The following is a 25,451-nucleotide window of genomic DNA, read 5'->3' on the forward strand; positions in this document are numbered from 1 at the left end:
ATGTTTACAATGGTACAAAAACTTTGGCTTACAGTAGTATGTGCAGTATGTGTAACAGTGTCCTTTCTTTATTTCGTATCTTTATACTCGTATGAAAAACTATACGTTGATAATTTAAAAGGTTCATTAGTAATGGAAGGAAAAAATCTTGCTGCCCAATATGATAAGCACGAAGGAATATCAACTTTTGAAGAGAAAGTAAGATCGTTTGATCAAATATCTAGTTCAGACGTTATTTTCGTGTCTAATCCGCGTGATTTAAGTGCATGTTTGCCTTTTGATGTGCATCATCATTCCCTTATAAGTGAAGGAGATAGGCAAACGCTATTAGATGGGAAAACTGTGACAAAAATAGGATATGAAGAACATTTTGACCGTAATATTATGGGGGTTGTCATCCCTGTATTGGAAAATAAAAAATTAGTCGGAATTGTCTATTCGTATATTCCTTTAAAAAGTATAAAAGATTTAATCTATGATATGGGTCTTATTTTAGCACCGTTAGCAATTGCTATGATTTTAATTACTATATGGGTTGGAAGAAAAATTATAATTGCAATTACGAAGCCACTTTCGCAAATGGAACGGGTTGCAAATCATTTGGCTACGGGAGATTTCTCGGAGCGGATTACAGTTTCTTCAGAGGATGAGATTGGACGACTAGGAAAAGCATTTAATAAAATGGCCAATTCATTAGAAACAGAAGATGTAAAGCGTAAGGAATTTTTAGCAAATGTTTCGCATGAACTTAGAACACCACTTAGTTATATAAAAGGGTATAGCGAGGCTATTTTAGATGGCGTTGCCAAGGGACCGCAGCAGGAAAAAGTAACGCAGCTAATTCATAAAGAAGCAGGTCGTATGCAGCGTCTCGTTCATGACTTGTTAGACTTAGCACAATTAGAAGGTGAGCACTTTCCGTTAAAGAAGCAACCTATCGTTTTTTCACAGCTGATTGAAGACGTATTAGATACGTATGAGATTAAGTTTATAGAAAAGGAACTTCATATTTCAACCAATTTAAATCCAGAGATCATTGTCATGATTGATGAGGATCGTATGCAACAAGTGCTTCATAATGTGTTAGATAATGCGATACGGTATACAAATCAAAACGGAAATATCGTTATAACTTTAGAGCAAATCGATGATTACTGTGAATTGAAAATAAAAGATACAGGAATTGGCATTGATATAGAGCATTTGGAGAATCTTGGGGAACGCTTTTACCGAGTTGATAAAGCGAGAAGTCGTCAACACGGTGGAACAGGTTTAGGCCTTGCTATTGTGAAACAAATTGTTCATATACATGGTGGACATTGGAAAATTGAAAGTGAAAAAGATAAGGGAACAACGGTTATTATTAAACTGAATGTACAGGATGAGGGGGGCATGTTCTAATTTTTAGGACATGTTCTTTATATTGAAGAAAATATTTATCCCGCTATTTGCCGGACAGTAAGACCCTCACCTCAAAATTCAACGGAAGCAAAGAAGTTAGGTGGAGGCCCTGCTGTCCGTAAAAGCCCGATTGGTGAGGGCTAATAATCAGTGGGGGATGAACAAAACCCCTACTGATTAAAGTTTCACTTTATACGTAAAAATATAAATTAATATGTAATAAATATCGAAAATTTGACTATTTTATGAACAAAACATTTGTACTTCTTATCAATTCGGTCTAAAATAGTTATGATGCAAAGTTCTTATAAATCGTTTCAATTGTTGTTTGGAAGATACTGAGGTGATTTAACTGGAGTACAAATCTATTAAACCGAAAAAAATTTACGAAGAAGTATCTGAAGCTATTTTAACAATGATTAAAAATGGTACGTTAAAACCTGGTGACAAACTACTCCCTGTGCATCAATTAGCTGAGCAGTTTCAAGTTGGTAGATCTGCTGTTCGTGAAGCGCTAAGTGCGCTAAGAGCGATGGGCTTAATTGAGATGAAACAAGGAGAAGGTACATATGTGAAGAACTTCGATTCTTCTTCATTAACGAAATCATTAAACAATAGATTATTAATGAAGAAAGAAGATATTTTGAATTTATTAGAAGTACGAAAGGTGCTTGAAGTGGGGGCAGTTCGAGTAGCGGCGGCAAAACGTACGGAAGATAATTTACAAAATATGAAACATTGGTTAGATGAAATGGCAAAGAGCATTGGAGATGAAAAGGCTGGCGAAAAAGCCGATTTTCAATTCCATATGGGAATTGCAGAGTCTTCGCATAATAACATTTTGCTTGAACTCATGAATCATGTTTCAGAGATGATTGCTGAAACGATTGGTGAATCAAGACGCATTATTTTATATGGTGAACAAACGACATCAGAACGACTTATAGAAGAGCATCAAGTTATATATGATGCGGTGTTAAAACAAGATGTAGAATTAGCGCAGCAAGCAATGCTAGATCATTTAACAAATGTAGAACATATTGTCACAGGTAAAAACGATATAAATTCGTAATTTAATCTTTTAAAAATTTAATTTTCTGATAAAATAGAGAAATATTAAGTAAGCGTTTTCTTTAGAAGAGGGAGAGGATAGGCCATGGTTGAGCCTATTTCTTCTCTACTCAGTCATCTGATGACCATATGTTTGTTGGCGAAGTTGTAAAAAGGGGGAGTAATAGTTATGAAAGTTACTTTATTTGTTACTTGTTTAGTCGATATGTTCGAAACAAATGTCGGCAAAGCAACAGTTGAAGTGTTGGAGCGTTTAGGTTGTGAAATTGAATTTCCAGAAGCACAAGTTTGTTGTGGCCAGCCTGCTTATAATAGTGGCCATGTAGAAGCAGCAAAAGAAGCGATGAAACATATGATTGAAACTTTCGAAGATGCAGAATATATCGTTACGCCATCTGGTTCGTGTGCGACAATGTTTCATGAGTATCCGCATGTTTTCAAAGATGATCCAAAGTGGGCTAAACGTGCACAAAAAGTTGCTGATAAAACCTATGAATTTACACAGTTTATTGTAGATGTTTTAAAAGTTACAGATGTTGGTGCAAGTTTACCAGGGATAGCTACTATTCATAAATCATGTCATATGACACGTATGCTCGGAATAAAAGAAGCACCAGGAATTTTATTATCAAATGTAAAAGGATTAACTGTGAGAGATTTACCAAACGTGCAAAATTGTTGCGGGTTTGGGGGAACGTTTTCAGTTAAGATGACTCCAATTTCTGAGCAAATGGTAGACGAAAAAGTAGATAGTGTAATGGAAACAGGTGCAGATTATTTAATCGGTGCAGATTGTGGGTGTTTGTTAAACATTGGCGGACGTATTGAGCGTTTAGGAAAAGAAGTAAAAGTAATGCATATTGCTGAGGTACTGAATAGTCGCTCATGAAGGGGGAACATAAGCTATGTCTATGAAAATCAGTGAGAAAAAATTTAATGATCGCGTTGGTGATGGAATTCAAGATTCGTTTATGCGCGGAGCAGTTTCTTCTGCACAAACGCGTTTATATACGAATCGCTTAAAAGCCGCAGATGAATTAGGAAACTGGGAAGAGTGGCGAGAACTAGGTGAACAAATTCGTCAACATACGTTAGAAAATCTTGATTATTATTTAATGCAGTTAAGTGAAAATGTATCAAAAAGAGGCGGACACGTGTACTTTGCGAAGACGAAAGAGGAAGCAGCAAAGTATATTCAAGACGTTGCCAAAAAGAAACAAGCGAAAAAAGTAGTAAAATCAAAGTCGATGGTAACAGAAGAAATCAGTATGAATCATGCGCTTGAAGAGATTGGCTGTGAAGTGTTAGAGAGTGACTTAGGAGAGTATATCTTGCAAGTAGATAACGATCCACCTTCACATATTATTGCACCTGCACTTCATAAAAATAGAACGCAAATTCGCGATGTATTTAAAGAAAAGCTAGGCTATGAAAATTCTGATGACCCGTATGAAATGACAAAGTTTGTTCGTAAACAACTTCGTGAGAAATTTATGGATGCAGAAATTGGTGTAACTGGTTGTAATTTTGCTGTTGCAAATACTGGCTCTCTTTGTTTAGTAACGAATGAAGGTAATGCAGATCTTGTTATGTCAATTCCGAAAACACAAATTGCGGTAATGGGTATGGAACGTATGGTTCCGACAATGGAAGAATTAGATGTTTTAGTTGGTTTACTATGTCGTAGTGCAGTAGGTCAAAAATTAACAAGTTATGTAACAGTAGCAGGACCAATTCAAGAAGAGGAAGTTGATGGACCTGAAGAATTCCATTTAGTTGTTGTTGATAATGGTCGCTCTCAAATTCTGGGATCTGAATTCCGTTCAGTATTACAATGTATTCGTTGCGCTGCTTGTGTTAATGTATGTCCTGTATATCGTCACGTTGGTGGACATTCATATGGATCGATTTACTCAGGACCAATCGGTGCGGTATTAACACCGCTTCTAGGTGGATATGATGATTACAAAGAGCTTCCTTATGCATCTAGTTTATGCGGAGCATGTACAGAAGCTTGTCCAGTAAAAATTCCATTGCATGATTTATTATTAAAACATCGTCAAGTTATTGTTGAGCAAGAAGGTCGTGCACCACTTGCAGAAAAACTAGCGATGAAAATGTTTAGTATGGGTGCTTCTTCAGCTGCTTTATATAAAATGGGATCAAAAATGGCACCAGCGGCAATGAGTCCATTTACATCTGGTAATCGTGTATCAAAAGGTGTTGGACCACTTAAAAACTGGACGGATATTCGGGAATTCCCAGCTCCAAGTAAAGAGCGATTCCGTGATTGGTATAAAGATCATAAGAAAGGCGGGGATAAATAATGACAGGATTAATTCAAAACCGTGATGCCTTTCTAGATAACATTGCAAAAGAACTTGGGCGCGCGCGTAAAACAGAAGGTGTAGAGCGACCAGTATGGAAAAGTAATGTGAATATAGAAACGTTAAAAGATTGTTCACAAGAAGAATTACTAGAAGTGTTTAAAAAGCAATGTACAAACATTCATACAACTGTAGTAGAAACGACAAATGACCGATTAGGTGAAGACCTTCAAAAAGTAATCATGGAAAACGGCGGTGGACCTATTTTATTATCAGCAGATGAGCGTTTTGATGCATATGGTTTAACATCTTTATTTAAAGAAGAACTTCCAAAGCGAGACGTTGAAGTAAACGTATGGGATCCAGAGAGAAAAGACGAAAATATGCGTTTAGCTGAAAAAGCGAATATTGGTATTGCATTTAGTGATTATACATTAGCTGAATCTGGTACAATTGTTGTACAAAGTCATAAAGGGCAAGGACGTTCTTTACACTTTTTACCGACTGTATATTTTGCTATTATTCCACGTGAAACACTTGTGCCTCGTATTACACAAGCAGTTCAGGATATGAACTTACGCGTAGAAAATGGGGAGACAGCGGCATCTTGTATTAACTTTATTACAGGGCCAAGTAACTCGGCTGACATTGAGATGAATCTTGTTGTCGGAGTACATGGACCATTAAAAGCAGTATATTTTATCGTATAAAAGAGGGGAAAGCAGGCCAGAAAATGGCCTGCTTTTTAGTAGAATAAAGGATAATATGAAGTAGAAGTTCTCTCCTTTTTTTGCTATGTTTTTTGGGAAAGGAGAGGAAGGGATGTTCACTTATTTATATGCACTGTTAGCAGGGATGGTGTTTGGTTCTTTTTTTATGCTAGTTGCGATGAGGGTTCCATTAGGTGCGTCTATTATTACCCCGCGTTCACATTGTTATTATTGCAAATATGTGCTAAGGCCAAAAGAACTAATCCCCATCATTTCATTTTATATACAAAGAGGCTGTTGTACGAATTGTAAGAGGAAAATTCCAATTATGTATGTAGCATTTGAATGTATAACAGGAAGTATATTTCTTCTTACCGTGTATATGATTGGAATAGAACGAGAGCTTATTATCATTTTATCCCTTTTTTCGCTACTTCTTATTATTTCAGTTACAGATTACTTATATATGTTAATTCCTGATTGTATTTTAATTTCGTTTGCCGTTTTACTCATTCTTGAAAGTGTTTTTGTACAATTAGTTACTTGGACAGATAGTATAGTTGGTAGTGGTGTTATATTCATTTTGTTATATTGCATGCAAAAGATATATCCAGAAGGGCTTGGCGGAGGTGATATAAAACTACTTTCATTACTTGGGTTTATAGTAGGAGTGAAAGGCGTTTTTATCATTTTATTTTTAGCATCTTGTTTCAGTCTTTGTTTCTTTGGGGTGGGTATCGTATTAAAACGTATAGAAGTACGAAAACCAATTCCATTTGGTCCTTTTATTAGTCTTGGGGCAATATGTTATGTATTGGCCGCATATTCAAATTAGAGAGGGAATAGAAAATGAACGTATATATGGATGATCAAAGAAGTTGCCCGTTCGGGTATGTGCCCGCAACTACAGTAGAATGTGCTTTGCAAATGGTTCGGGATTATGATGTGAATATTCTTTCCCTTGATTTTAATATGGGGTGGGGAGCAAAAAATGGACTGGATTTTGTAGAAGCTTTTTGTACAGATGGGTTATATGTAAATGAAATTCACCTTCATACGAATGATGTCATCGGTATGCACAAGATGAAACAGAGAATGGATAAGGGAAAGGAAGAAGGAGAAATTAATCCTCACCTTGTTGTTAAATACGTGGGAAGCTAAAAACTCCAAAGTAAAACTTTGGAGTTTTTAATGTTTCATATGTGCTTGTAAAGGAATAATCTCTTCTTGTTGAGCTGCTGCGATTTCAGTTTCTTCCTGTTGAACTTCAGGTGTTTTTTTTGTTAAGTAGTGGTATACCATACCGACAAATACTGATCCGCCAATAATGTTACCGATTGTAACAGGAATTAAGTTATGAATAGCACCTGAAAAAGAAATTGTCTCAGGATGTGGTGAAACTAAAGATAAAGCAAAGAGTGACAAGTTTGCAATACTATGTTCGTAACCAGATAAGAAGAATGTGAAAACAAGTAGCATCATGACCATTATTTTTGCCGTGTCGCCTTTAACCTGAGATGGTAAGAAGCAAGCAAGACATACGAGCCAGTTACATAAAATGGCTTTAAAGAATAACTGCATTGTAGGTGTGTTCATCTTTCCTTCAACGACTTTATTCATTAGGTGACCGTGATCAATTGCTTCAAAAATTCCAGTTGCGTAAAATAGTAAGGCAAAGAATAACGCGCCGGCTAAGTTACCTGCATAACAAGCAACCCAGTTACGAAGTGTATCAGAAATCGTTGTTTCTTTTCTTAAAGTTGCTACAGTAAAGTACATTGTGTTTCCAGTAAACAATTCAGCACCGCCATATATAATAAGTACGAGAGCAATCCCGAAAAACATAGAAGCAGCTAAATAAGTTGCTGGTGAATCTGCAATGTGAAAAAAGTTACCTAATTTAAAACATAGTACAATAATAAAACCGATATAAATACCCGCAAGTGCAGCACGAATGAAATATTGCATTGGGTTTGTATCTAGCATTTTCTTTTTGCTTTTAGCCAGTTTGACAACATAATCTAGTCCTTGTTCTAGCATGAGTAATACGCTCCTTTAGTAAATCTTCTATAAATACTCCTTATATGAATAAAGTACATGGAATTGTTCTCACTTTCAATAAGTTTGTGCAATGTTTCACAAAAAGGACATACATACGTTAAGAAAACGTTTACAAAAGGTAGTATAATGGAATTTTTTCTGGACATTGAGAGGAAGAAAGGAAAAAGAAAAAGCGCTGTAATTACAGCGCTTTTTCGTCTAAATTCTTTTCTACTTTTACTTCTACTTCTTTTGAGAAGAACCAACCACCAACTGCGATTCCGACTAATACAATCCAGAATGTAAGCTTCCACAGAGTGGATTCTGGGAATGAATGTGGAATTACATTTAATGCAGGGTGTGCTAATGTATAAACTGCTAGCTTCACACCAACCCAACCTACAATTAAGAATGCTGCAGTTTCAAGTCCTGGTTTACGTTTTAAGATTTGCACGAATGCAGTTGCTGCAAATCGCATAATGATTAATCCGATAAGTCCACCTACAAAGATAACAACGAATTGCCCAGTATCTAGACTACCAATTGTACCTAATCCTGTTTTTGGTAAAGTCATTGCTAGTGCAACCGCAGCTAAAATTGAATCAACTGCGAAGGCGATATCAGCAACTTCAACTTTAAATACAGTCCACCAGAAGTTCTCTTGTTTTTTCTTTGCTTCTTTTTCTTCTGTTTCTTCATCTGTATTCTTTTTAACATATGTTTTAAATAAGTGATTACCAGCGATAAACATAAGGTAGATGGCACCGATTGCTTGCACTTGCCATACATCGACTAAGAACGAAATCATAAATAACGATCCAAATCGGAAAACAAATGCCCCCGCTAATCCGTAAAATAGTGCTTTCTTTCGTTTTTCTTCTGGTAAATGTTTTACCATAATTGCAAGAACAAGAGCGTTATCAGCCGCTAAAATCCCTTCAAGTGCAATTAGGATGAGTAATACCCAACCATACTCCAATAATAATGATACATCCATGTACATTCTCCTCTCATCTCTATAAGTTCTAAATAAGTGAAGAATTTCCCCACTATTTAGTTTCCCCATACTCCTGCCTATTAACTTTGGGAGAATTTGGAAATGAATACAAAAAAGACCTCTGCCGTTAATAGGCAAAGGTCTTGCTAGACATATGTAATAAAAATGCCAACAAAGCCGGAAGAACTAAGTTCTACGTAATGACGACTTTGTTTCCAAGAAATATTCTTGGACGCTACTCCCCTTTGGAGATATGTTATTGTATTCTCATTATATGGATAATTGATACGGTTGTCAACCTGTTAAAATATCTTCATTAGGATATTTTATTTTCCGGTTCTTTTTACGAGCAAATGAAAAAGCCAATGTTAAAGGCCCCATTTTCCCAAAAAACATCATAAAGATAATAATAGCTTTTCCGATTATAGTTAAGTGGGGCGTTAAGTTCATACTGAGGCCAACAGTCCCGAATGCTGAAAATACTTCGAAAGCACTCATCAATAGAGGAACTCGCTCAGTAATACTCAAAATTAAAATAGCAAAAAAGATAAATGAAATGGAAATAATAGTAATGGTTAATGATTTGACAATGAGAGTATCTTTAATGGATTTTTTAAATACGACAATATCCTCTTGTTCTTGTAAAAATTTAAATACGCCAAAAAATATGATTAAAAATGTTGTTAACTTAATCCCACCACCCGTTGAAGCACTACCAGCACCAATAAACATAAGGAGCATCATTAATAGGAGGGAAGGTTTTGACAATGTAGAAATATCAACAGTATTAAACCCGGCAGTTCGTGTTGAAATTGCTTGAAAATAAGAGGCCATTCCTTCTTCAAATGGGGTAAAACCTCTCATAGAAAGGGAGTTATGGAACTCGAATATAAAAATAAAAAGGGTAGCAATAATGTTGACGATTAGAGTAGAAGTGAGCATAAGTTTTGAATGTAGTGTAAGGTTTTTAAAGTTTTTCTTTCTTTTTATGTCTACAATTACTGTAAAACCAATTCCACCTAAAATGATGAGAGAGGAAATGACGAAATTGACAAGAATGCTATGAGAATGGGACATTAAATTATCGCTCCACACAGAAAAACCAGCATTGTTAAAGGCTGAGATTGAATGGAAAAAACTATAATAGATCCCTTTGGCAACCCCATATTTGGGTACCCATTCAAAAGAAAGAATTAAAGTAGCGATACATTCGACTGTAAAAGAGAATAAAAATAATGCTTTGGCAAGACGGATAACGCCGCCGATATTCGTTTGATTTAATGCTTGTTGTAATAAAATACGGTTTTGAAGACCGATTTTTCTTCCGAGCATAATAGCAATTAAGACCGCAAAGCTCATAATGCCAAGCCCGCCAACTTGTATAAGCGTTAAAATGACACATTGTCCAAATAAAGTAAACACTTTTCCAGTATCCACAACACCAAGCCCAGTAACAGTACAAGCGGAAACGGTTGTAAATAAGGCATCGAGCCATGAAATGGACGTTGTCGTAGCAATTGGCAGTTTTAATAAGCATGTGCCGACAACTGATAATACAATAAAAGATAAAGTAAGAACGCGGGGAGGGCTCATGCTAATATTAATCCGTTTCATGTCACATATTGCTCCTTTCGTTTTGCTTTGATTAGTATGTGAAAAAGCACTATTATGTATGTTGAAAATAGAAAGAGGCAGATAATATCTGCCTCTAAGCCATATGTTATATAATTATCCACGTAATTGTTGTTGAGCTAAAGCAACAAGACGTTTTGTTACTTCACCGCCAACTGAACCGTTAGAACGAGATGCTGTATTAGAACCTAAGCTTACACCAAATTCTTGTGCAATTTCATATTTAAATTGTTCAAGCGCTTGTTCTGCACCTGGAACTAATAATTTGTTTGTTTTTACCATGTTGATACACATCCTTATGAGTAGTCCAGTTCAGCTAAGTTCTTATCTAAACTGGTAACGTTATTTTATGTGGAAATGACATACTCATACGCGGAAGTAATCGGTGCGATTAGAAGTTCTTGGATAGAAAAAAAGAGTAGCAACTTTGCTACTCTTTTTTTAGTATTGTCGCTGTTCCTTCCACGACAATATCATCTGATTGATTATATATGTTTGTTTGCAACGTAATGATTTTTTTATCGTCACGCTTCTTAATAACCTCTGCCACAACGCGAAGTGTATCACCGATTTTGACAGGGGCACGGAATGAAACATTTTGGGATAAATAAATCGTATTTTTGCCTGGGAGTTTCGTTCCAAGGATAGTAGAAATAAAACTCGAAACGAGCATACCGTGAGCAATACGTTCTTTAAACATTGTCGTTTTTGCAAAAGAATCTAAAATGTGAATAGGATTCACATCTCCAGTCAATTTTGCAAAATTAATAACATCTTCATCTGTAATTGTTTTTGTAAGGGATGCTTGATCACCGACTTGAATCTCATCATAACGAAGCTCCGGAACAGTTTGTGCTTCTTGAAATGGATTCATTTTGTCCTCCTTCTTTTCCATATCGAAAAATGTTAGCCATCTTGATGTAGTAGGAGGAAGAAAGAGTTTTGTTTGTGCTGCAGTTAGCTCCCACATTTTTCTTACTTGATGGAAGTAAATAGATTTTTTGAGTTTTCCTCGAACTTTTTTGCGAGTTCCAACTGTTTTGACTTGAACTCTTCCAAAAAACCCTCTAACTGTTTTTGAGCCTCTTCACGTTGTAATTGTTGTTGCTCAATAAATTGTTTTGTTGTTTCTTCAAATTGACCGCTTGTTTGTGTAAGAATTGACAAAGATGTTTTTGTAGGAGAAACAGTCAGCTGCTGCATATGAGCAGAAAGTTCTTTCCACTTGTCTTGCCACTCGTTAATTTGATCATTTAAGGAGTTACCAGTTAATTGTTTCACGTAATCTGTATATTGGTTATTGAACTGAGCAGTGATTTGTTGTAGTTCTTTTTCTAGTTCATCTACTCCTGATGTTAATTTATGCAAAGCGTCTTGTTGTTGTTTTAATGTTTCTAAAGTAAGTTGCTCTAATTGTTTCCCAGCTGAAGAAAAAAGGGAAAGTGATTGAGACCAGTTTTTCCAAAATGCATCGACTAATTCGTATGGTTTAGTTTCCATTGTTTGACCCCCAAATGTTTTTTTGCATATTGTGAACGCAGATTACTCTGCTGTACCACCAGGTGAAGATGAAGAATCCTTTTCATCCTTTTCTGGAGAAGTAGAAAATGGAAAGAATGCATTGGTGTATAACGTGAAAAACGTCCGCAACATATTTTGATAATGTTCAAAAGAAGTCGCACATGTTGTTAAATATTGCTCTCCATATTCAGTTAAAGAATAAATTCTTTTTGCCGGCCCTCCATCGCTTGTATCCCAAGTAGAAGAAATAAGGTTTTCTTTTTCTAATTTGCGTAGTGTTCTATAAACATTACCTTGGTCAACAGAAGAAAAGCCGATATCCATTAGCATTTGAATAAGTTTGTAACCATGAAGACTCCAGTCTTTTAGACAGAGAAGTAAGAAGGGAACTAAGAAGTTTTTTGGCATGGAGTTTGGTTGTTTCGCTTGGTTGTTCTCCAAACTTTCGCGTTGTTCTGGTTCATTTTGTAGCATGATTGTGCATCACCTCATGAATCAGTTAGATGGAATTTTTTGCTTATAAGTGCAATTTACACCTATCTGTTTTTAAAGTCAACACATTTGTTAGAAAATAGAAAAAAATAAAATATAGACTTGAAGTTTTATTCAGAATATTAGAAAATAGTGAATAGGTTGAATTGTTTCAAAAAAGAAAAAGGGAGTGTAGGTAAAGTGATTGATCAAAAATTCGATCCACTACAAGCATGGAAAAATGCTTATGAACAAACCGAAACATTTTGGGGAAAAGCGCTCAATGAAACAATTAAAACAGAAGAATATTCTGCTTGGATGGGCAGCGTTCTAGATTTGAATTTGTTTTATCAAAAAGCATTAAATGATACGACAAAAAACTATTTAGAACAAGTAAATGTGCCGACGAAAGAGGATATCGCAAGAGTGGCTACGCTTGTTATTAACTTAGAAAATAAAGTAGATAACATTGAGGAGTTTCTAGAGGAGAAAGTAGATTCTTTAGGACAAGCTCCTACATTAAAGCGTGATGTGACAAAAGTGAAACAAGATATTCGTACGCTTGAAACAAAAGTAGATCAAATTTTAGAATTGCTAGAAAAGCAAAATGCAGTACTAGCTAAACTACAAGTACCTGTAAAAGAAGAGATAAAGCCTGCGAATAAGCCGGAAAATAAAAAATGATAAAAGCGCTTGTTTATAACAGGAAAAAGAGAGAGGGAGAATCTCTTTTCACATGTAAACGGCGAAACATAATTATATAGGGACTCTACAGTATGAGTACCAAAATGATTCATAACAATCGTTCACAAATTCATTTAAGGGGGAAAAGAAATGGTTCAATTAAATGGCAAAGTAGCAATCGTAACAGGTGGAGCAAAAGGGATTGGAAAAGCAATTACAGTAGCTTTAGCACAAGAGGGCGCTAAAGTTGTTATTAACTATAATAGCAGTAAAGAAGCAGCTGAAAACTTAGTAAATGAACTAGGAAAAGACGGACATGACGTTTATGCAGTGCAAGCGGATGTTTCAAAAGTAGAAGATGCAAACCGACTTGTAGAAGAAGCTGTGAATCATTTTGGTAAAGTTGATATTCTTGTTAATAATGCTGGTATTACAAGAGATCGTACATTCAAAAAGTTAAATCGTGAAGATTGGGAGCGCGTAATTGACGTGAATTTAAGTAGCGTATTTAATACGACAAGCGCGGTTCTTCCATACATAACGGAAGCGGAAGAAGGAAGAATTATTAGCATTTCTTCTATTATTGGTCAAGCAGGTGGATTTGGCCAAACAAACTACTCAGCAGCAAAAGCGGGTATGTTAGGATTTACAAAATCATTAGCGTTAGAACTTGCAAAAACAAATGTCACTGTAAATGCAATTTGCCCAGGATTTATTGATACTGAAATGGTAGCAGAAGTGCCAGAAGAAGTACGTCAAAAAATCGTTGCAAAAATCCCGAAAAAACGTTTTGGTCAAGCTGATGAAATTGCAAAAGGTGTAGTATACCTATGCCGTGACGGTGCGTATATCACAGGTCAGCAATTAAACATTAACGGCGGATTATATATGTAATGAAGTAAGAAAAAAGTGCATATCCATAGCAGGAATGCACTTCTTTTTTTTAGAAGGAAATCGACCAAAAAGGAGATAAAAAAATGACTACATTCGCAACAGAATGGGAAAAGCAATTAGAGCTATACCCAGAAGAGTACCGAAAAGCATACCGCCGAGTGAAAAGGGCGAGTGAAATTTTATTACGTGAACCAGAGCCGCAAGTAGGATTAACGCCGAAAGAGGTTATTTGGACGAAGAATAAGACGAAGCTTTATCGCTACATTCCAAAACAAGAAAAAACACAAAGAGTTCCAATTCTGTTAATATATGCTCTTATTAATAAACCATATATTATGGATTTAACTCCTGGAAATAGTTTAGTGGAATATCTAGTGGATCGTGGTTTTGATGTGTATATGCTTGATTGGGGCACATTTGGTTTAGAAGATAGTCATTTGAAATTTGATGATTTCGTGTTTGATTATATTGCAAAAGCAGTAAAAAAAGTAATGCGAACTGCAAAATCGGACGAGATTTCTTTACTTGGTTATTGCATGGGTGGAACGCTAACTTCTATTTATGCAGCACTTCATCCGCACATGCCAATTCGTAATTTAATTTTCATGACAAGTCCTTTTGATTTCTCTGAAACAGGATTGTATGGTCCTTTGTTAGATGAGAAATACTTCAATTTAGATAAAGCGGTTGATACATTTGGAAATATTCCGCCAGAAATGATTGATTTCGGAAACAAAATGTTAAAACCAATTACGAACTTTGTCGGTCCATATGTTGCTTTAGTAGATCGTTCAGAGAATGAGCGCTTCGTCGAAAGCTGGAGATTGGTTCAAAAGTGGGTTGGTGATGGTATTCCGTTCCCAGGTGAATCATACAGACAGTGGATTCGTGATTTTTATCAAAATAATAAACTGGTTAAGGGTGAACTCGTTATTCGCGGACAAAAGGTAGACCTTGCAAATATTAAGGCGAATGTCTTAAATATTTCCGGGAAACGTGATCATATCGCTTTGCCATGTCAAGTAGAAGCATTACTAGACCATATTTCTAGCACAGATAAACAATATGTATGTTTACCGACAGGGCATATGTCTATCGTTTACGGTGGAACAGCTGTAAAACAAACATATCCGACGATTGGAAATTGGCTTGAAGAGCGTTCTAATTAAAAATAAAAAATCCAACTAGCCTATGTTAGTTGGATTTTTTTATGGAAAATAACAAAACATAGAAAGGAGAAACTTATATTTTAGGAGTATAATTATGAAACTTATGAACGGTAAGTTGTTTTGGAATACAGGAGTTTCTGTACCTTGTTATCCACTGTTAGAAAATGATATGATATGTGATGTGCTCGTAGTCGGAAGCGGCGAAGCTGGTGCTCATATAGCGCATTCGTTAGCGAAAATTGGCATGAGTGTTACGCTTATTGAAAAAAGAGCAATTGGGTGTGGTAGCACAGCTGCTAATACAGGTTTACTACAATTCCTTCATGATAAATCGTTAACCTCCCTTATCCATACATTTGGTAAAGAAAAAGGGGTACGAGCATATAAGCTTTGTTATGAAGCGCTAAGAACAATGGAAGAGGTTATACCGACTCTTGATATTGATCCCCATTTTATTCCGCGAAATAGTTTATATTATGCAAGTAAAAGTGAGGATGTCTCATTTTTACAAGAGGAATATAATACGTTACAGAATTATGGATTTCCAGTTGAATATTTTACAGAAGCTGATATTAAGAAACGTTATTCTTTTGCAAAACAAGCAGCGTTATATACGCAAGGTGATGCTGAGGTGAATCCGTATTTATTAGCGCATAGTTTTTTGCATAAAGCAAACCAAATAGGAGCTAATATATATGAACATACAGAGGCAATACATATAAAAAAACGCCAAAATGATTTAATTTGTTACACGAAAACAGGAAATCAAATTGTAGCAAAGAATATTATTATGGCGACAGGTTATGAAGCGCTTTTTGGAAAGAAAGAAAAAAATACAACAGTAGAAACTTCTTATGCAATTGTAACAAATGAAATAGATCAGTTTGAAGGCTGGCATGAGCGATCGTTAATTTGGGAAACGGAACGGCCTTACTTATATTTTCGAACGTATCGAAACCGCATTATTGTAGGCGGATTAGATGAAGCGATGCAAATTCAAACAATCGGTGATACGAAATTATTGCATAAGCGTGATATCCTTATTAATATTGTAAAAGAGATGTTCCCGCAGTATAAAAATATACAGGCAGACTACTATTGGGCAGCCGCATTTGGTGGTACTCATGATGGTCTCCCCATTTTAAAAGAAGACGAAAAGATACATAATTTATTTTACGCATTGCCGTATGGAGGTAATGGAACTGTATATGGAATGGTCTTTGCCAAATTATTTGAACAGTTATTTACAAATAAAGAAAGGGAAGATTTTTCTTTATTTAATCGATAGAAAAAAGGTAGCGAAGTGATGGAATGAGAGATATAAAAAAGTTTTTACAAAAATTACGTCCAGTACAACTCATTGTTTTATTTTATTTATTAGCAGTAGTTGTATCGGTAATCTTGCTTAGTTTACCGTTTGTTACGAAACCTGGTGTGAAATGGACATTTATAGATGCCCTTTTTACATCGGTTAGTGCGGTAAGTGTTACGGGGCTGTCTGTTATTACGATTTCAGATACGTTTACTACAGCAGGAATTATTGTTTTAGCCCTTATTTTACAATTAGGCGGCTTAGGAATTATGGCGCTTGGTACATTTGTTTGGATCATTACGGGGAAAAAGATTGGTTTGCAAAGAAGAAGATTAATTATGGCAGACCATAATCAAGGAAATTTATCGGGTCTTGTAGAATTGATGCGTTCTATTTTAATTGTAATTATTTCGATAGAACTTATTGGAGCAATCCTATTAGGTACAAGATTTTTACTTTACTTTCCGACTTGGCAAGAAGCTTATTTTCACGGTTTCTTTGCAGCAGTTAGTGCGACTACGAACGGTGGATTTGATTTAACAGGACAATCGTTAATTCCGTATAAAAAAGATTATATTGTTCAAATGATTCATATGTTACTAATTATTTTAGGAGCGATTGGTTTCCCTGTGCTAATGGAAGTGAAACAATTCCTTAGTAAAAGAGGACAACAATTATTTCGTTTTTCATTATTTACAAAATTGACGACAACAACATTTTTTGCACTCGTTGTTGTTGGTACAATTATGATTTTTTTACTGGAGAGAAATCACTTTTTAGTAGGAAAGTCATGGCATGAAACGGTATTTTATACATTATTCCAATCTGTGACGACGCGAAGTGGTGGACTTGCTACGATGGATATACGTGAATTGTCACAACCGACGCTTTTATTTATGAGTATATTAATGTTTATAGGGGCATCTCCCAGTTCGGTTGGGGGCGGAATACGTACAACTACATTTGCTGTTAGTATATTGTCACTATACACCTTTGCAAGGGGCGGTAGAACAGTTAGAGTCTTCAAACGTCAGCTACATGAAGAGGATGTACTAAAAGCATCTGTCGTTATGACGATGGGGATTTTGTTATGTGCTACTGCGCTATTCATTTTATCTATTACGGAAAATGTACCGCTTATGAGCTTAATTGTTGAAGTTTGTTCTGCTTTCGGAACGACGGGACTATCAACAGGTGTTACGCCTGATTTAACAACTGTTGGGAAACTTGTACTCATTGTGCTTATGTTTATCGGACGCGTTGGTATTTTAACATTTATTTTAGCTAGTGGTGGAAGGGAACAACCACCTCGCTATAAATACCCGAAAGAGCGGATTATTATTGGATAGTATGAAACCATTCTACCTACGTTAGGTAGAATGGTTTTTTAGTCGTTAATGCCAAATTGTGGATGCATAAAAGCTTCATTTTTATTATCCACTTCGTTTTTTAGTAACTCTTGATTTTCTTCTGAAATCCACCCAATATCATTTGTCGGATGGATCCACTCATCGCCAGCCATAATGGCAGGATCTACTTCATCACTCCAATTGTTAAGCGGACTGTTCTCGGAATTATATTTACTGTCTCCAATTACAACATTATATTGATTCACAAAAGGTTGTTGCATCGTTTTTCCTGTTCCTTTAAAAGATGGAAAATTCATTTGATGCGGGAGCGTTTCGTCTAAAATTGGTGATTGAATCTTTTCTTTTTTCTTCAAAATTATCGCTCCTTTTTATAATGATTTCTTCATATGTAGTATTTCCATCTAACGCCCCTTATGTACTTGTTAACACTTGCCAGTAATAATTATTTTAAGTTGTTTCAAACTAGAGTAGAAAGTGATTTCTTGAGAGCAGGTGAATGTATTGGTAAAAAGAAAAGTGAAACAAAATGCGGCAATCAATAATAATAAAACTCCGAAAGAAAGCTTACCAGATGCAGAATTTGCATTAGAGTATGAAGGAGAAAATAGCGCAAAGTATGCTAATCGTAATTCAAAAAAAGGGAAACAAAAATGAGGCGTTTTTTACAAACGCCTCATTTTTTTGTGGGATTATAAAGGTTTTTTTAATTATTTGTAAATTTAGTGTTTTCTATTAGCAGAAAAATGCGAAAAAACATAGAAGTAGCAACGTATTACACAAAAACAAACAACAAACAAAAGATTAATGTTGGTTTAATACTGCTTTTACACTAGTTGTTTATATTTGAGTTGTACATAAGATTTGTAAAAGGAGAGAGAAACAGTGAAAAAAACAATCTTTAAAGCTGTAGCGACTGGAATGGTATTTTCGTTATTAATGGGGTGTGGTGCAAAGAAGGAAGAAAGTGCTGGAGCGAAAGTGAAAGATGACAAATTATCTGGATCATTAACTGTTTACACAGCAATTGAAGAAGAGCTTGTACCAATTTATCTTGATTCCTTTAAAAAGAAATATCCTGATGTGAAATTGAACATTGTACGTGATTCAACAGGAGTTATTACTGCGAAATTGCTAGCTGAAGGGAAAAATACACAAGCAGATGTTGTATGGGGAACTGCGGCATCAAGTCTATTAGCTTTAGATAAAAAAGATATGTTAAAAGGATACTCTCCAAAAGGAGCAGATCGTGTTCTTCCACAATTTAAAGATGATAAGCAACCTGAAAAATGGGTAGGAAATACTGCATTTATGACGGGGATTGCTGTAAATAAAGAAGAGTTAAAGAAGAAAAATTTACCGATGCCAGAATCATATGAAGATTTAACGAAACCAGAGTATAAAGGAACACTTGTTATGCCACATCCAGCATCATCTGGAACAGGATTTTTAACAGTTTCTGCATGGCTACAAATCATGGGTGAAGATAAAGGCTGGGATTACATGAAGAAACTTCATGATAATATGGCAAGTTATACGCATTCAGGATCAAAACCAGCGAAATTAGCAGGAGCAGGTGAATATCCAGTCGGTGTATCAATGGTTTATAGTGCTTTAAAAGAGAAACAAAAAGGTGCACCAGTTGAAGTTGTACTGCCGAAAGAAGGATTAGGGTGGGAAGTAGAAGCGAACGCACTTATTAAGAAAGATAATGCGAAAAATGATAAATTAGCACAAGCATTTTTAGATTGGGCAATTACTGATGATGTAATGAAGTTATACTTTGAGAAAAATGGATTTGCGACAATTAAAAATGATTATAAACTTCCAGAGGGATTCCCGAAAGATGTTACTGAAAAATTATATAAAAAGAATGACTTTAAATGGGCAGCAGAAAATCGTGACAAAATTTTAGAAAAATGGGAAAAAGAGTTTGGCCAAAAAGCAGAACCGAAAAAGTAAGTGAGTGGGAGAGAGAAAAATGAGCGAATATTTATCAATTCAACACATTCAAAAACAGTTTGATGCATTTACAGCGTTAAAAGATATTTCTTTTACTGTGAACAAAAATGAGTTTGTTTGTTTATTAGGCCCGAGTGGCTGTGGGAAAACGACGTTGCTTCGCATTTTAGCGGGACTAGAGGAACCAACGACTGGCAGTATAGCTGTGAATGGAAAAGATATTACAGCATTGCCTCCTGGGAAGAGAAACTTCGGAATGGTTTTCCAATCGTATGCTTTATTTCCGAATTTAACAGCACTTGAAAATATTGAATACGGCTTAAAGACAAAAAAATATGGGAAAGCAGAAGTGAAAGAGAAAGCGCTAGATGCGTTAAAACTTGTAGATTTGCTGAATGTAAAAGATAAATATCCTGCTCAAATGTCTGGTGGACAACAGCAGCGAGTAGCACTTGCACGTGCGCTCGCTCTGTCTCCAGATATTTTGTTACTCGATGAGCCGTTATCAGCTTTAGATGCAAAAGTGCGTGAAAAATTACGTAGGGAAATGCGTGATTTGCAAGAGAAAATAGGAATAACGACGATTATGGTAACGCATGATCAAGAAGAGGCATTAACGATGGCTGATAAAATTGTTGTAATGAATCATGCGGAAATTATGCAGATTGGAACACCAGAGGAGATTTATCAAAGACCAGCCAATCCGTTTGTGGCAGATTTTATTGGTTCTATTAATTTCTTTTCGAAAAATAACGAAGAACATGCAATTCGTCCTGAACATGTAACAATTGTACAAAAGGACGGTATTAAAACAGTTGTGGAAAGTATGGAATTTCGCGGATCTGTATATCGGACGGAAGTGCGAGTCGTAGAAGAAAACACACACCTTTATAATGAGAAAATTGTAGTGGATATATTAGCATCAGAAGTAGAAGCAACGGCTATTAGAAAAGGAAAGCCGATTCAAATCTCTTTCTCAGAAAATCATATGTTGTCATATGGAAAGAAGGTCATTGTATAGATGGAGATGTTAGAAAACTATAAGGTAGAAAGTACGAAAAAAAAGATTAAGAGAAGTATAGGGAAAGAGGAATGGATCCAAAGGCTCGTAATTATCGGTATGATTCTTTCCTTCCTTATCATACTTGTATTACCGCTATTACAACTATTTACACAAGCTTTTTATAATAAAGATGGAGTTTTCATTGGTTTAGCGAATTTCAGTAAATATTTCACAACACCAACTTTAGTGCAGTCTTTACAAAATACAGTATGGATTTCGGGCGCAACAACAATTATTTCAGTTGCAATCGCATTCGTTTACGCATATGCAATTGCCCGTACGAATGTTTTTGGAAAGCGCGTATTTCAGTATGTAGCGTTATTACCATTGTTTGCACCAACGATGATGCACGGTATAGCACTTACATATTTATTTGGTAATCAAGGGCTAGTAACGAAAGGAATGTTTGGTTTATTTGAAGGTATACAAATCCCTTTATATGGACCAGTAGGAATTGTAATAGCTGAAGTTATGTATACATTTCCGCAAGCCTTTCTCATATTGCTAATTGCCTTTCAAGGATCTGATTATCGTTTATATGAAGCTTCTAATATGTTAGGAGCCAGTAAAACAAAGCAATTTTTCACGGTTACTTTACCTAGTGTAAAGTACGGATTAATTAGTGCAATGTTTGTTGTGTTTACACTTAGTTTTACTGATTTTGGGGCACCAAAAATTGTTGGTGGGCAATATAATGTGCTTGCTACTGACGTATACAAACAAGTAATTGGACAGCAAAATATGCCGATGGGTGCAACTGTCGGAATGATTTTATTAATCCCAGCTATATTCGCATTTGTAGTTGATCGTATTACGCAAAGAAAGCAGGCGAATTTCTTATCTTCAAAAGCAGTACCATACAGAATAATAGCTAATAAGAAAAGAGATGTAATCTCATTCATATATTGTAGTGTGATTACCCTTATGATCATTCTATTATTTGTTGCAGTTGGTATTGCTGCAAGTGTGAAAGTATGGCCATATAATATGAGTTTTACATTTGAGCATTTTAATTTTTCAAGTTTAACAGGAGATGGACTTGAAGCATTTAAAAATAGCGTAATTGTTTCAGCAGTTACAGCAGTTATTGGGGCGATCTTAACATTTGTATTCGCATATGCAATTGAGAAAATAGACCAGCTACAATTTTTTAGAAAAACAGGTTACTTTTTCTCTATAGTGCCGTTAGCGATACCAGGTTTAGTACTCGGATTAGGATATGTCTTTTTCTTTAGTCAACCAACGATTCAAATTCTTGGACTATCAGTAACGAATCCGTTTCATTCTTTATACGGAACAATCGCTGTATTAGTACTAGTAAATATCATTCATTTTTATTCTGTAACATTTGTCACGGCAACGACTGCCTTAAAGAAATTAGACCGAGAGTTTGAGCTTGTTTCGCAGTCGATGGGTATTCCGTTTTATAAAACATTCTTCCGAGTAACAGTACCAATGTGTTTACCAGCAATTTTAGAAATGGTAATGTACTACTTCGTAAATTCAATGGTAACTGTATCGGCAGTTGTGTTCCTATATGCAGCTGATTTTAAACTAGCTGCCGTATCAATCGTAAATATGGATGATGCAGGAAATGTAGCGCCAGCAGCTGCAATGAGTGTACTTATTGTTGTTACAAATATTGTAGTGAGAGTTGTATATGAATGGGGAACGAAAGCACTTCGTAACCGAACTTCACAATGGCAAAAAAGATAAGTAAGAAGGGTGATGGACAGAATGAAAATTGAAGCAGTTATTTTTGATTGGGCAGGCACGACGGTTGATTACGGATGTTTTGCACCACTAGAAGTATTCATGAAGATTTTTCATAAACGCGGCGTTGAAATTACAGCAGAAGAAGCACGTAAGCCAATGGGATTATTAAAAATAGATCATGTAAGGGCACTAACAGAAATGCCTCGTATTGCGGATGAGTGGAAGCGTGTCTTTGGTCACTTACCAACAGAAGCAGACATTCATGAGATGTATGAAGAGTTTGAAGAAATTCTCTTTTCTATTTTGCCAAGTTATGCTAAGCCGATTGATGGGGTAAAAGAAGTAATCGCTTCTTTACGTGAGAGAGGCATTAAAATCGGTTCAACAACTGGTTATACGAGAGAAATGATGGATATTGTAGCAAAGGAAGCAGCGTTACAAGGATATAAACCTGATTTTCTTGTTACGCCAGATGATGTTCCAGCAGGCCGCCCATACCCATGGATGTGCTATAAAAATGCTATGGAACTTGGTGTGTATCCGATGAACCATATGATAAAAGTAGGGGACACAGTATCAGATATGAAAGAAGGTAGAAATGCTGGAATGTGGACAGTTGGTGTAATTCTTGGAAGTAGTGAGCTCGGTTTAACGGAAGAGGAAGTGGAGAGTATGGATTCGGTAGAGCTTCGTGAAAAAATAGAAATAGTTCGTAATCGGTTTGTTGAAAATGGGGCTCATTTTACGATTGAAACGATGCAGGAGCTCGAAAACGTAATGGAACATATCGAGAAACAAGAACTTATTATTTCATAAAAGGGGTACGGGATCATGAATGAAAATCACTACTTATTATTAACACCAGGACCATTAACGACAACAAAATCAGTAAAAGAAGTTATGCTATACGATTGGTGTACGTGGGATGTTGAATATAATACGATGGTGCAAGAAGTAAGAGCTAAACTTGTATCGTTAGCGACGAAGGAAGAAGAGAAATATACAACAGTGTTAATGCAAGGAAGCGGTACGTTTTCAGTTGAAGCAGTAATTGGCTCTGTTATTCCGGGAAATGGGAAGCTTCTCGTTTGTACAAATGGTGCGTACGGTAAGCGCATTGTACAAATGGCAGAGATGTTACAGATTGATGTAGTGGTCAGCCAAACAGAAGAGTGGGAACCTACTAATATTGTAGAAGTAGAAAAGTTATTGGAAGAAGATAAAGAGATTACGCATATTGCAGTTGTTCATTGTGAAACAACGACAGGCATTATAAATCCAATTGTAGATGTATGTAGATTAGGAAAGCAGTATGGAAAGGTTACAATTGTTGATGCGATGAGTAGTTTCGGCGGGATTGAAATAGACATTGCTGATTTACAAATTGATTTTTTAATTAGTAGTGCGAATAAGTGTATTCAAGGGGTTCCTGGATTCGGATTTGTAATCGCAAAACGTGATGAATTATTGAAGTGTAAAGGGCAAGGACGCTCTTTATCTCTTGATTTATATGATCAATGGGAAACGATGGAAAAACAAAATGGGAAATGGCGTTTTACTTCACCTACACATGTTGTACATGCTTTTTATCAAGCACTACTTGAACTAGAAAAAGAGGGTGGAGTAAGAGCGCGTTACAATCGATATTACAACAATCAAAAACTACTAGTGAATAGAATGGGAGAAATCGGATTTAAGCCACTAGTAGATGAGAAATATCAATCTCCTATTATTACATCTTTCATTTATCCAAAAGGGGAGTTCGAGTTTCAACAGTTATATAACGAATTAAAATGCTATGGATTTGTTATTTACCCTGGGAAAATTTCGAAAGTAGATACGTTCCGGATTGGAAATATAGGTGATGTACATGAAGAAGATATTAATCGCTTAGTTGATAGTATTGCTAAAGGAGCTGTTATTGGGTGAAAGTATTTTGTTTAGGGGGAGCAGGTAAAATTTGTCGTGAAGCTATTTTGGATTTAGTTCAATTTTCATCTTTTGAGACGATTACTGTAGCCGATTTTAACGAGGAAGAAGGCCGTAAAGTAGTAGAATGGCTCAACGATTCTCGTGTTGATTTTGTAAAAGTAGATGTAACGAATCACGAGGATACGGTTGCAAAAATGAAAGGTTATGACATTGTATTGGACGGTACGACGATAAAGCTAAACGGATTGTCGACTCGCTGTATTGCAGAAGCAGGCTGCCACGGTGTGAACTTAAATGGATTTGGTGAAGAAAATGAATCGCATGCTATATTTGTTCAAAATGAAAAAACATGTTTGCCTGGGTTTGGCATGACGCCAGGTGTAACGCAAATGATGGCAATGCATGCAGCAAATCAACTGGATACTGTAGAGTCTGTCCGCGTAAGTCACGGTTCGTATCGTCCGATTGCTTTTTCTGCTTCAATTACAGAGACAACGACATATGAATATGATCCACATTTACCATCGCGTACAGTGTATGAAGATGGTGAATTTAAACAAGTACTTCCGTTTGCGCGTCCGAGAGAAATAGAATTGCCAGCGCCTTATGGTAAGGAAACGCAGTATATCATTCCGCATTCTGAAACGATTACGTTAGCAAAGGCACTAGAAAATAAAGGTGTCAAACTGATAGAGACGAGAGGAACTTGGCCAAAGCAAAATATGCAACTTGTACGTGCTTTATATGATTACGGCATATTGCGTAATGATCAGATTGAAATAAACGGGAAAGAAATAGGCATTATGGATTGTATTTCGCAGTATTTATTGCAATCGAAAGAAGGACAAGAAACAGAGCTTTATGGTTATGCACTTCATGTAGAAGTAATAGGTATGAAAAATAATGAGAAGCAAAGACATGTGTTATATCATACACATCCGTTATCTGATGGTTCTGTTGTAGGATGGGAAAAATTAAGAGCGTATACGAGAAACGTCGGTATTCCATTTGGGATTGCCGCAGAGTTAATTGCAAATGGAAATGTAAATAGGGTGGGTGTTGTTACGCCTGAAGAAGCTTTTGAAAATCCACAATTAATTTTTGATGAGCTAGCAAAGCGCGGTATTCATATTCATGAAGAAGTTTCTACTTACAAAGAAAATTATAACTTTGTATAAGTAA

Annotated in this window: 27 protein-coding genes and 1 riboswitch; of the genes, 19 read left to right on the top strand and 8 right to left on the bottom strand. The window is 35.9% G+C overall.

Annotation, left to right across the window (positions count from 1 at the left end; all coding sequences use genetic code 11):
• From ACS2FK_RS07555 to ACS2FK_RS07585, 7 genes are all read left to right on the top strand, one after another.
• Entirely contained in the window at positions 1–1,401 is a 1,401-nt protein-coding gene (locus ACS2FK_RS07555; RefSeq protein WP_000494810.1) for a sensor histidine kinase, read from the top strand.
• A 382-nt stretch (positions 1,402–1,783) separates the two neighbouring features.
• On the top strand, positions 1,784–2,473 hold the full coding sequence (locus ACS2FK_RS07560) for a FadR/GntR family transcriptional regulator (RefSeq protein WP_254904515.1): 690 nt from the start codon (positions 1,784–1,786) through the stop codon (positions 2,471–2,473).
• A 168-nt stretch (positions 2,474–2,641) separates the two neighbouring features.
• A complete protein-coding gene (locus ACS2FK_RS07565; RefSeq protein WP_000869147.1) occupies positions 2,642–3,361 on the top strand; it encodes a (Fe-S)-binding protein in 720 nt (239 codons plus the stop codon).
• A gap of 16 nt (positions 3,362–3,377) precedes the next feature.
• Positions 3,378–4,799, top strand: coding sequence for a LutB/LldF family L-lactate oxidation iron-sulfur protein (locus ACS2FK_RS07570; RefSeq protein ID WP_000061930.1), 1,422 nt, complete (start codon positions 3,378–3,380; stop codon positions 4,797–4,799).
• On the top strand, positions 4,799–5,509 hold the full coding sequence (locus ACS2FK_RS07575) for a LutC/YkgG family protein (protein ID WP_000147182.1): 711 nt from the start codon (positions 4,799–4,801) through the stop codon (positions 5,507–5,509). Before ACS2FK_RS07570 ends, ACS2FK_RS07575 begins: the two co-directional genes overlap by 1 nt.
• A gap of 112 nt (positions 5,510–5,621) precedes the next feature.
• Positions 5,622–6,344, top strand: a complete 723-nt coding sequence (locus ACS2FK_RS07580; protein WP_000495719.1) for a prepilin peptidase — start codon at positions 5,622–5,624, stop codon at positions 6,342–6,344.
• A 14-nt stretch (positions 6,345–6,358) separates the two neighbouring features.
• A complete protein-coding gene (locus ACS2FK_RS07585) occupies positions 6,359–6,670 on the top strand; it encodes a cyclic-phosphate processing receiver domain-containing protein (RefSeq protein ID WP_023521462.1) in 312 nt (103 codons plus the stop codon).
• A gap of 27 nt (positions 6,671–6,697) precedes the next feature.
• Here the strand turns inward: ACS2FK_RS07585 and ACS2FK_RS07590 are convergent, their stop codons facing one another.
• The 7 genes from ACS2FK_RS07590 to phaQ all read right to left on the bottom strand — a co-directional run bounded on the left by ACS2FK_RS07590 (position 6,698) and on the right by phaQ (position 12,173).
• Complete coding sequence (locus tag ACS2FK_RS07590; RefSeq protein WP_000893034.1) at positions 6,698–7,549, bottom strand: formate/nitrite transporter family protein; 852 nt, start codon at positions 7,547–7,549, stop codon at positions 6,698–6,700.
• 202 nt (positions 7,550–7,751) lie between these two features.
• Positions 7,752–8,546 (bottom strand): TerC family protein, encoded by a 795-nt coding sequence (locus ACS2FK_RS07595; RefSeq protein WP_000383317.1) that lies wholly within the window; start codon positions 8,544–8,546, stop codon positions 7,752–7,754.
• Positions 8,547–8,636: 90 nt separating this feature from the next.
• A riboswitch (yybP-ykoY riboswitch) is annotated at positions 8,637–8,802 on the bottom strand.
• 38 nt (positions 8,803–8,840) lie between these two features.
• Positions 8,841–10,160 carry a TrkH family potassium uptake protein gene (locus ACS2FK_RS07600; protein WP_000822356.1) on the bottom strand — a complete coding sequence of 440 codons (1,320 nt, stop codon included), beginning with the start codon at positions 10,158–10,160 and terminating at the stop codon, positions 8,841–8,843.
• 114 nt (positions 10,161–10,274) lie between these two features.
• On the bottom strand, positions 10,275–10,460 hold the full coding sequence (locus ACS2FK_RS07605; protein ID WP_000241212.1) for an alpha/beta-type small acid-soluble spore protein: 186 nt from the start codon (positions 10,458–10,460) through the stop codon (positions 10,275–10,277).
• Positions 10,461–10,608: 148 nt separating this feature from the next.
• On the bottom strand, positions 10,609–11,052 hold the full coding sequence (locus tag ACS2FK_RS07610) for a MaoC family dehydratase (RefSeq protein ID WP_001067916.1): 444 nt from the start codon (positions 11,050–11,052) through the stop codon (positions 10,609–10,611).
• Positions 11,053–11,153: 101 nt separating this feature from the next.
• A complete protein-coding gene (gene phaP / locus ACS2FK_RS07615; protein ID WP_000448592.1) occupies positions 11,154–11,678 on the bottom strand; it encodes a polyhydroxyalkanoic acid inclusion protein PhaP in 525 nt (174 codons plus the stop codon).
• 42 nt (positions 11,679–11,720) lie between these two features.
• Positions 11,721–12,173, bottom strand: coding sequence for a poly-beta-hydroxybutyrate-responsive repressor (gene phaQ, locus ACS2FK_RS07620; RefSeq protein WP_000939954.1), 453 nt, complete (start codon positions 12,171–12,173; stop codon positions 11,721–11,723).
• A 198-nt stretch (positions 12,174–12,371) separates the two neighbouring features.
• Between phaQ and phaR the strand changes: the two genes are divergently transcribed.
• The 5 genes from phaR (at position 12,372) to ACS2FK_RS07645 (ending at position 17,578) form a co-directional block, all read left to right on the top strand.
• A complete protein-coding gene (gene phaR / locus ACS2FK_RS07625) occupies positions 12,372–12,854 on the top strand; it encodes a polyhydroxyalkanoic acid synthase subunit PhaR (RefSeq protein WP_000566941.1) in 483 nt (160 codons plus the stop codon).
• Between the two features lie 150 nt (positions 12,855–13,004).
• Positions 13,005–13,748 carry an acetoacetyl-CoA reductase gene (locus ACS2FK_RS07630; protein WP_000250407.1) on the top strand — a complete coding sequence of 248 codons (744 nt, stop codon included), beginning with the start codon at positions 13,005–13,007 and terminating at the stop codon, positions 13,746–13,748.
• Positions 13,749–13,831: 83 nt separating this feature from the next.
• Positions 13,832–14,917: a class III poly(R)-hydroxyalkanoic acid synthase subunit PhaC gene (phaC, locus tag ACS2FK_RS07635; RefSeq protein ID WP_000206336.1), complete on the top strand. Its 1,086-nt coding sequence runs from the start codon at positions 13,832–13,834 to the stop codon at positions 14,915–14,917.
• Between the two features lie 94 nt (positions 14,918–15,011).
• Positions 15,012–16,205, top strand: a complete 1,194-nt coding sequence (locus ACS2FK_RS07640; protein WP_000772526.1) for an NAD(P)/FAD-dependent oxidoreductase — start codon at positions 15,012–15,014, stop codon at positions 16,203–16,205.
• Positions 16,206–16,228: 23 nt separating this feature from the next.
• Positions 16,229–17,578 carry a TrkH family potassium uptake protein gene (locus tag ACS2FK_RS07645; RefSeq protein ID WP_001204706.1) on the top strand — a complete coding sequence of 450 codons (1,350 nt, stop codon included), beginning with the start codon at positions 16,229–16,231 and terminating at the stop codon, positions 17,576–17,578.
• Between the two features lie 38 nt (positions 17,579–17,616).
• Here ACS2FK_RS07645 and ACS2FK_RS07650 read toward each other — a convergent pair whose 3' ends face one another.
• Positions 17,617–17,952 (bottom strand): DUF3905 domain-containing protein, encoded by a 336-nt coding sequence (locus ACS2FK_RS07650; protein WP_000726028.1) that lies wholly within the window; start codon positions 17,950–17,952, stop codon positions 17,617–17,619.
• Between the two features lie 148 nt (positions 17,953–18,100).
• Here ACS2FK_RS07650 and ACS2FK_RS07655 point away from each other — a divergent pair, with 148 nt between their 5' ends.
• The 7 genes from ACS2FK_RS07655 to ACS2FK_RS07685 all read left to right on the top strand — a co-directional run bounded on the left by ACS2FK_RS07655 (position 18,101) and on the right by ACS2FK_RS07685 (position 25,447).
• The gene (locus ACS2FK_RS07655) at positions 18,101–18,253 is read left to right on the top strand and encodes a hypothetical protein (RefSeq protein ID WP_000240799.1); all 153 of its coding nucleotides are present in this window, start codon (positions 18,101–18,103) and stop codon (positions 18,251–18,253) included.
• Between the two features lie 228 nt (positions 18,254–18,481).
• Positions 18,482–19,558, top strand: a complete 1,077-nt coding sequence (locus tag ACS2FK_RS07660; protein WP_000750893.1) for a putative 2-aminoethylphosphonate ABC transporter substrate-binding protein — start codon at positions 18,482–18,484, stop codon at positions 19,556–19,558.
• A 19-nt stretch (positions 19,559–19,577) separates the two neighbouring features.
• Positions 19,578–20,579, top strand: a complete 1,002-nt coding sequence (locus ACS2FK_RS07665) for a putative 2-aminoethylphosphonate ABC transporter ATP-binding protein (protein ID WP_000006196.1) — start codon at positions 19,578–19,580, stop codon at positions 20,577–20,579.
• On the top strand, positions 20,580–22,337 hold the full coding sequence (locus ACS2FK_RS07670; protein ID WP_000425530.1) for a putative 2-aminoethylphosphonate ABC transporter permease subunit: 1,758 nt from the start codon (positions 20,580–20,582) through the stop codon (positions 22,335–22,337). It begins immediately after the preceding gene.
• A 21-nt stretch (positions 22,338–22,358) separates the two neighbouring features.
• Positions 22,359–23,153, top strand: coding sequence for a phosphonoacetaldehyde hydrolase (gene phnX / locus ACS2FK_RS07675; protein WP_063546908.1), 795 nt, complete (start codon positions 22,359–22,361; stop codon positions 23,151–23,153).
• A gap of 15 nt (positions 23,154–23,168) precedes the next feature.
• Positions 23,169–24,266, top strand: coding sequence for a 2-aminoethylphosphonate--pyruvate transaminase (gene phnW, locus ACS2FK_RS07680; protein ID WP_063546909.1), 1,098 nt, complete (start codon positions 23,169–23,171; stop codon positions 24,264–24,266).
• On the top strand, positions 24,263–25,447 hold the full coding sequence (locus tag ACS2FK_RS07685; protein ID WP_000862169.1) for a saccharopine dehydrogenase family protein: 1,185 nt from the start codon (positions 24,263–24,265) through the stop codon (positions 25,445–25,447). The genes phnW and ACS2FK_RS07685 overlap by 4 nt, the downstream gene beginning before the upstream one ends.
• The last annotated feature ends 4 nt before the right edge of the window (positions 25,448–25,451 follow it).

The organism is Bacillus cereus group sp. BceL220 (assembly GCF_051776965.1).
Lineage (GTDB): Bacteria > Bacillota > Bacilli > Bacillales > Bacillaceae_G > Bacillus_A > Bacillus_A cereus.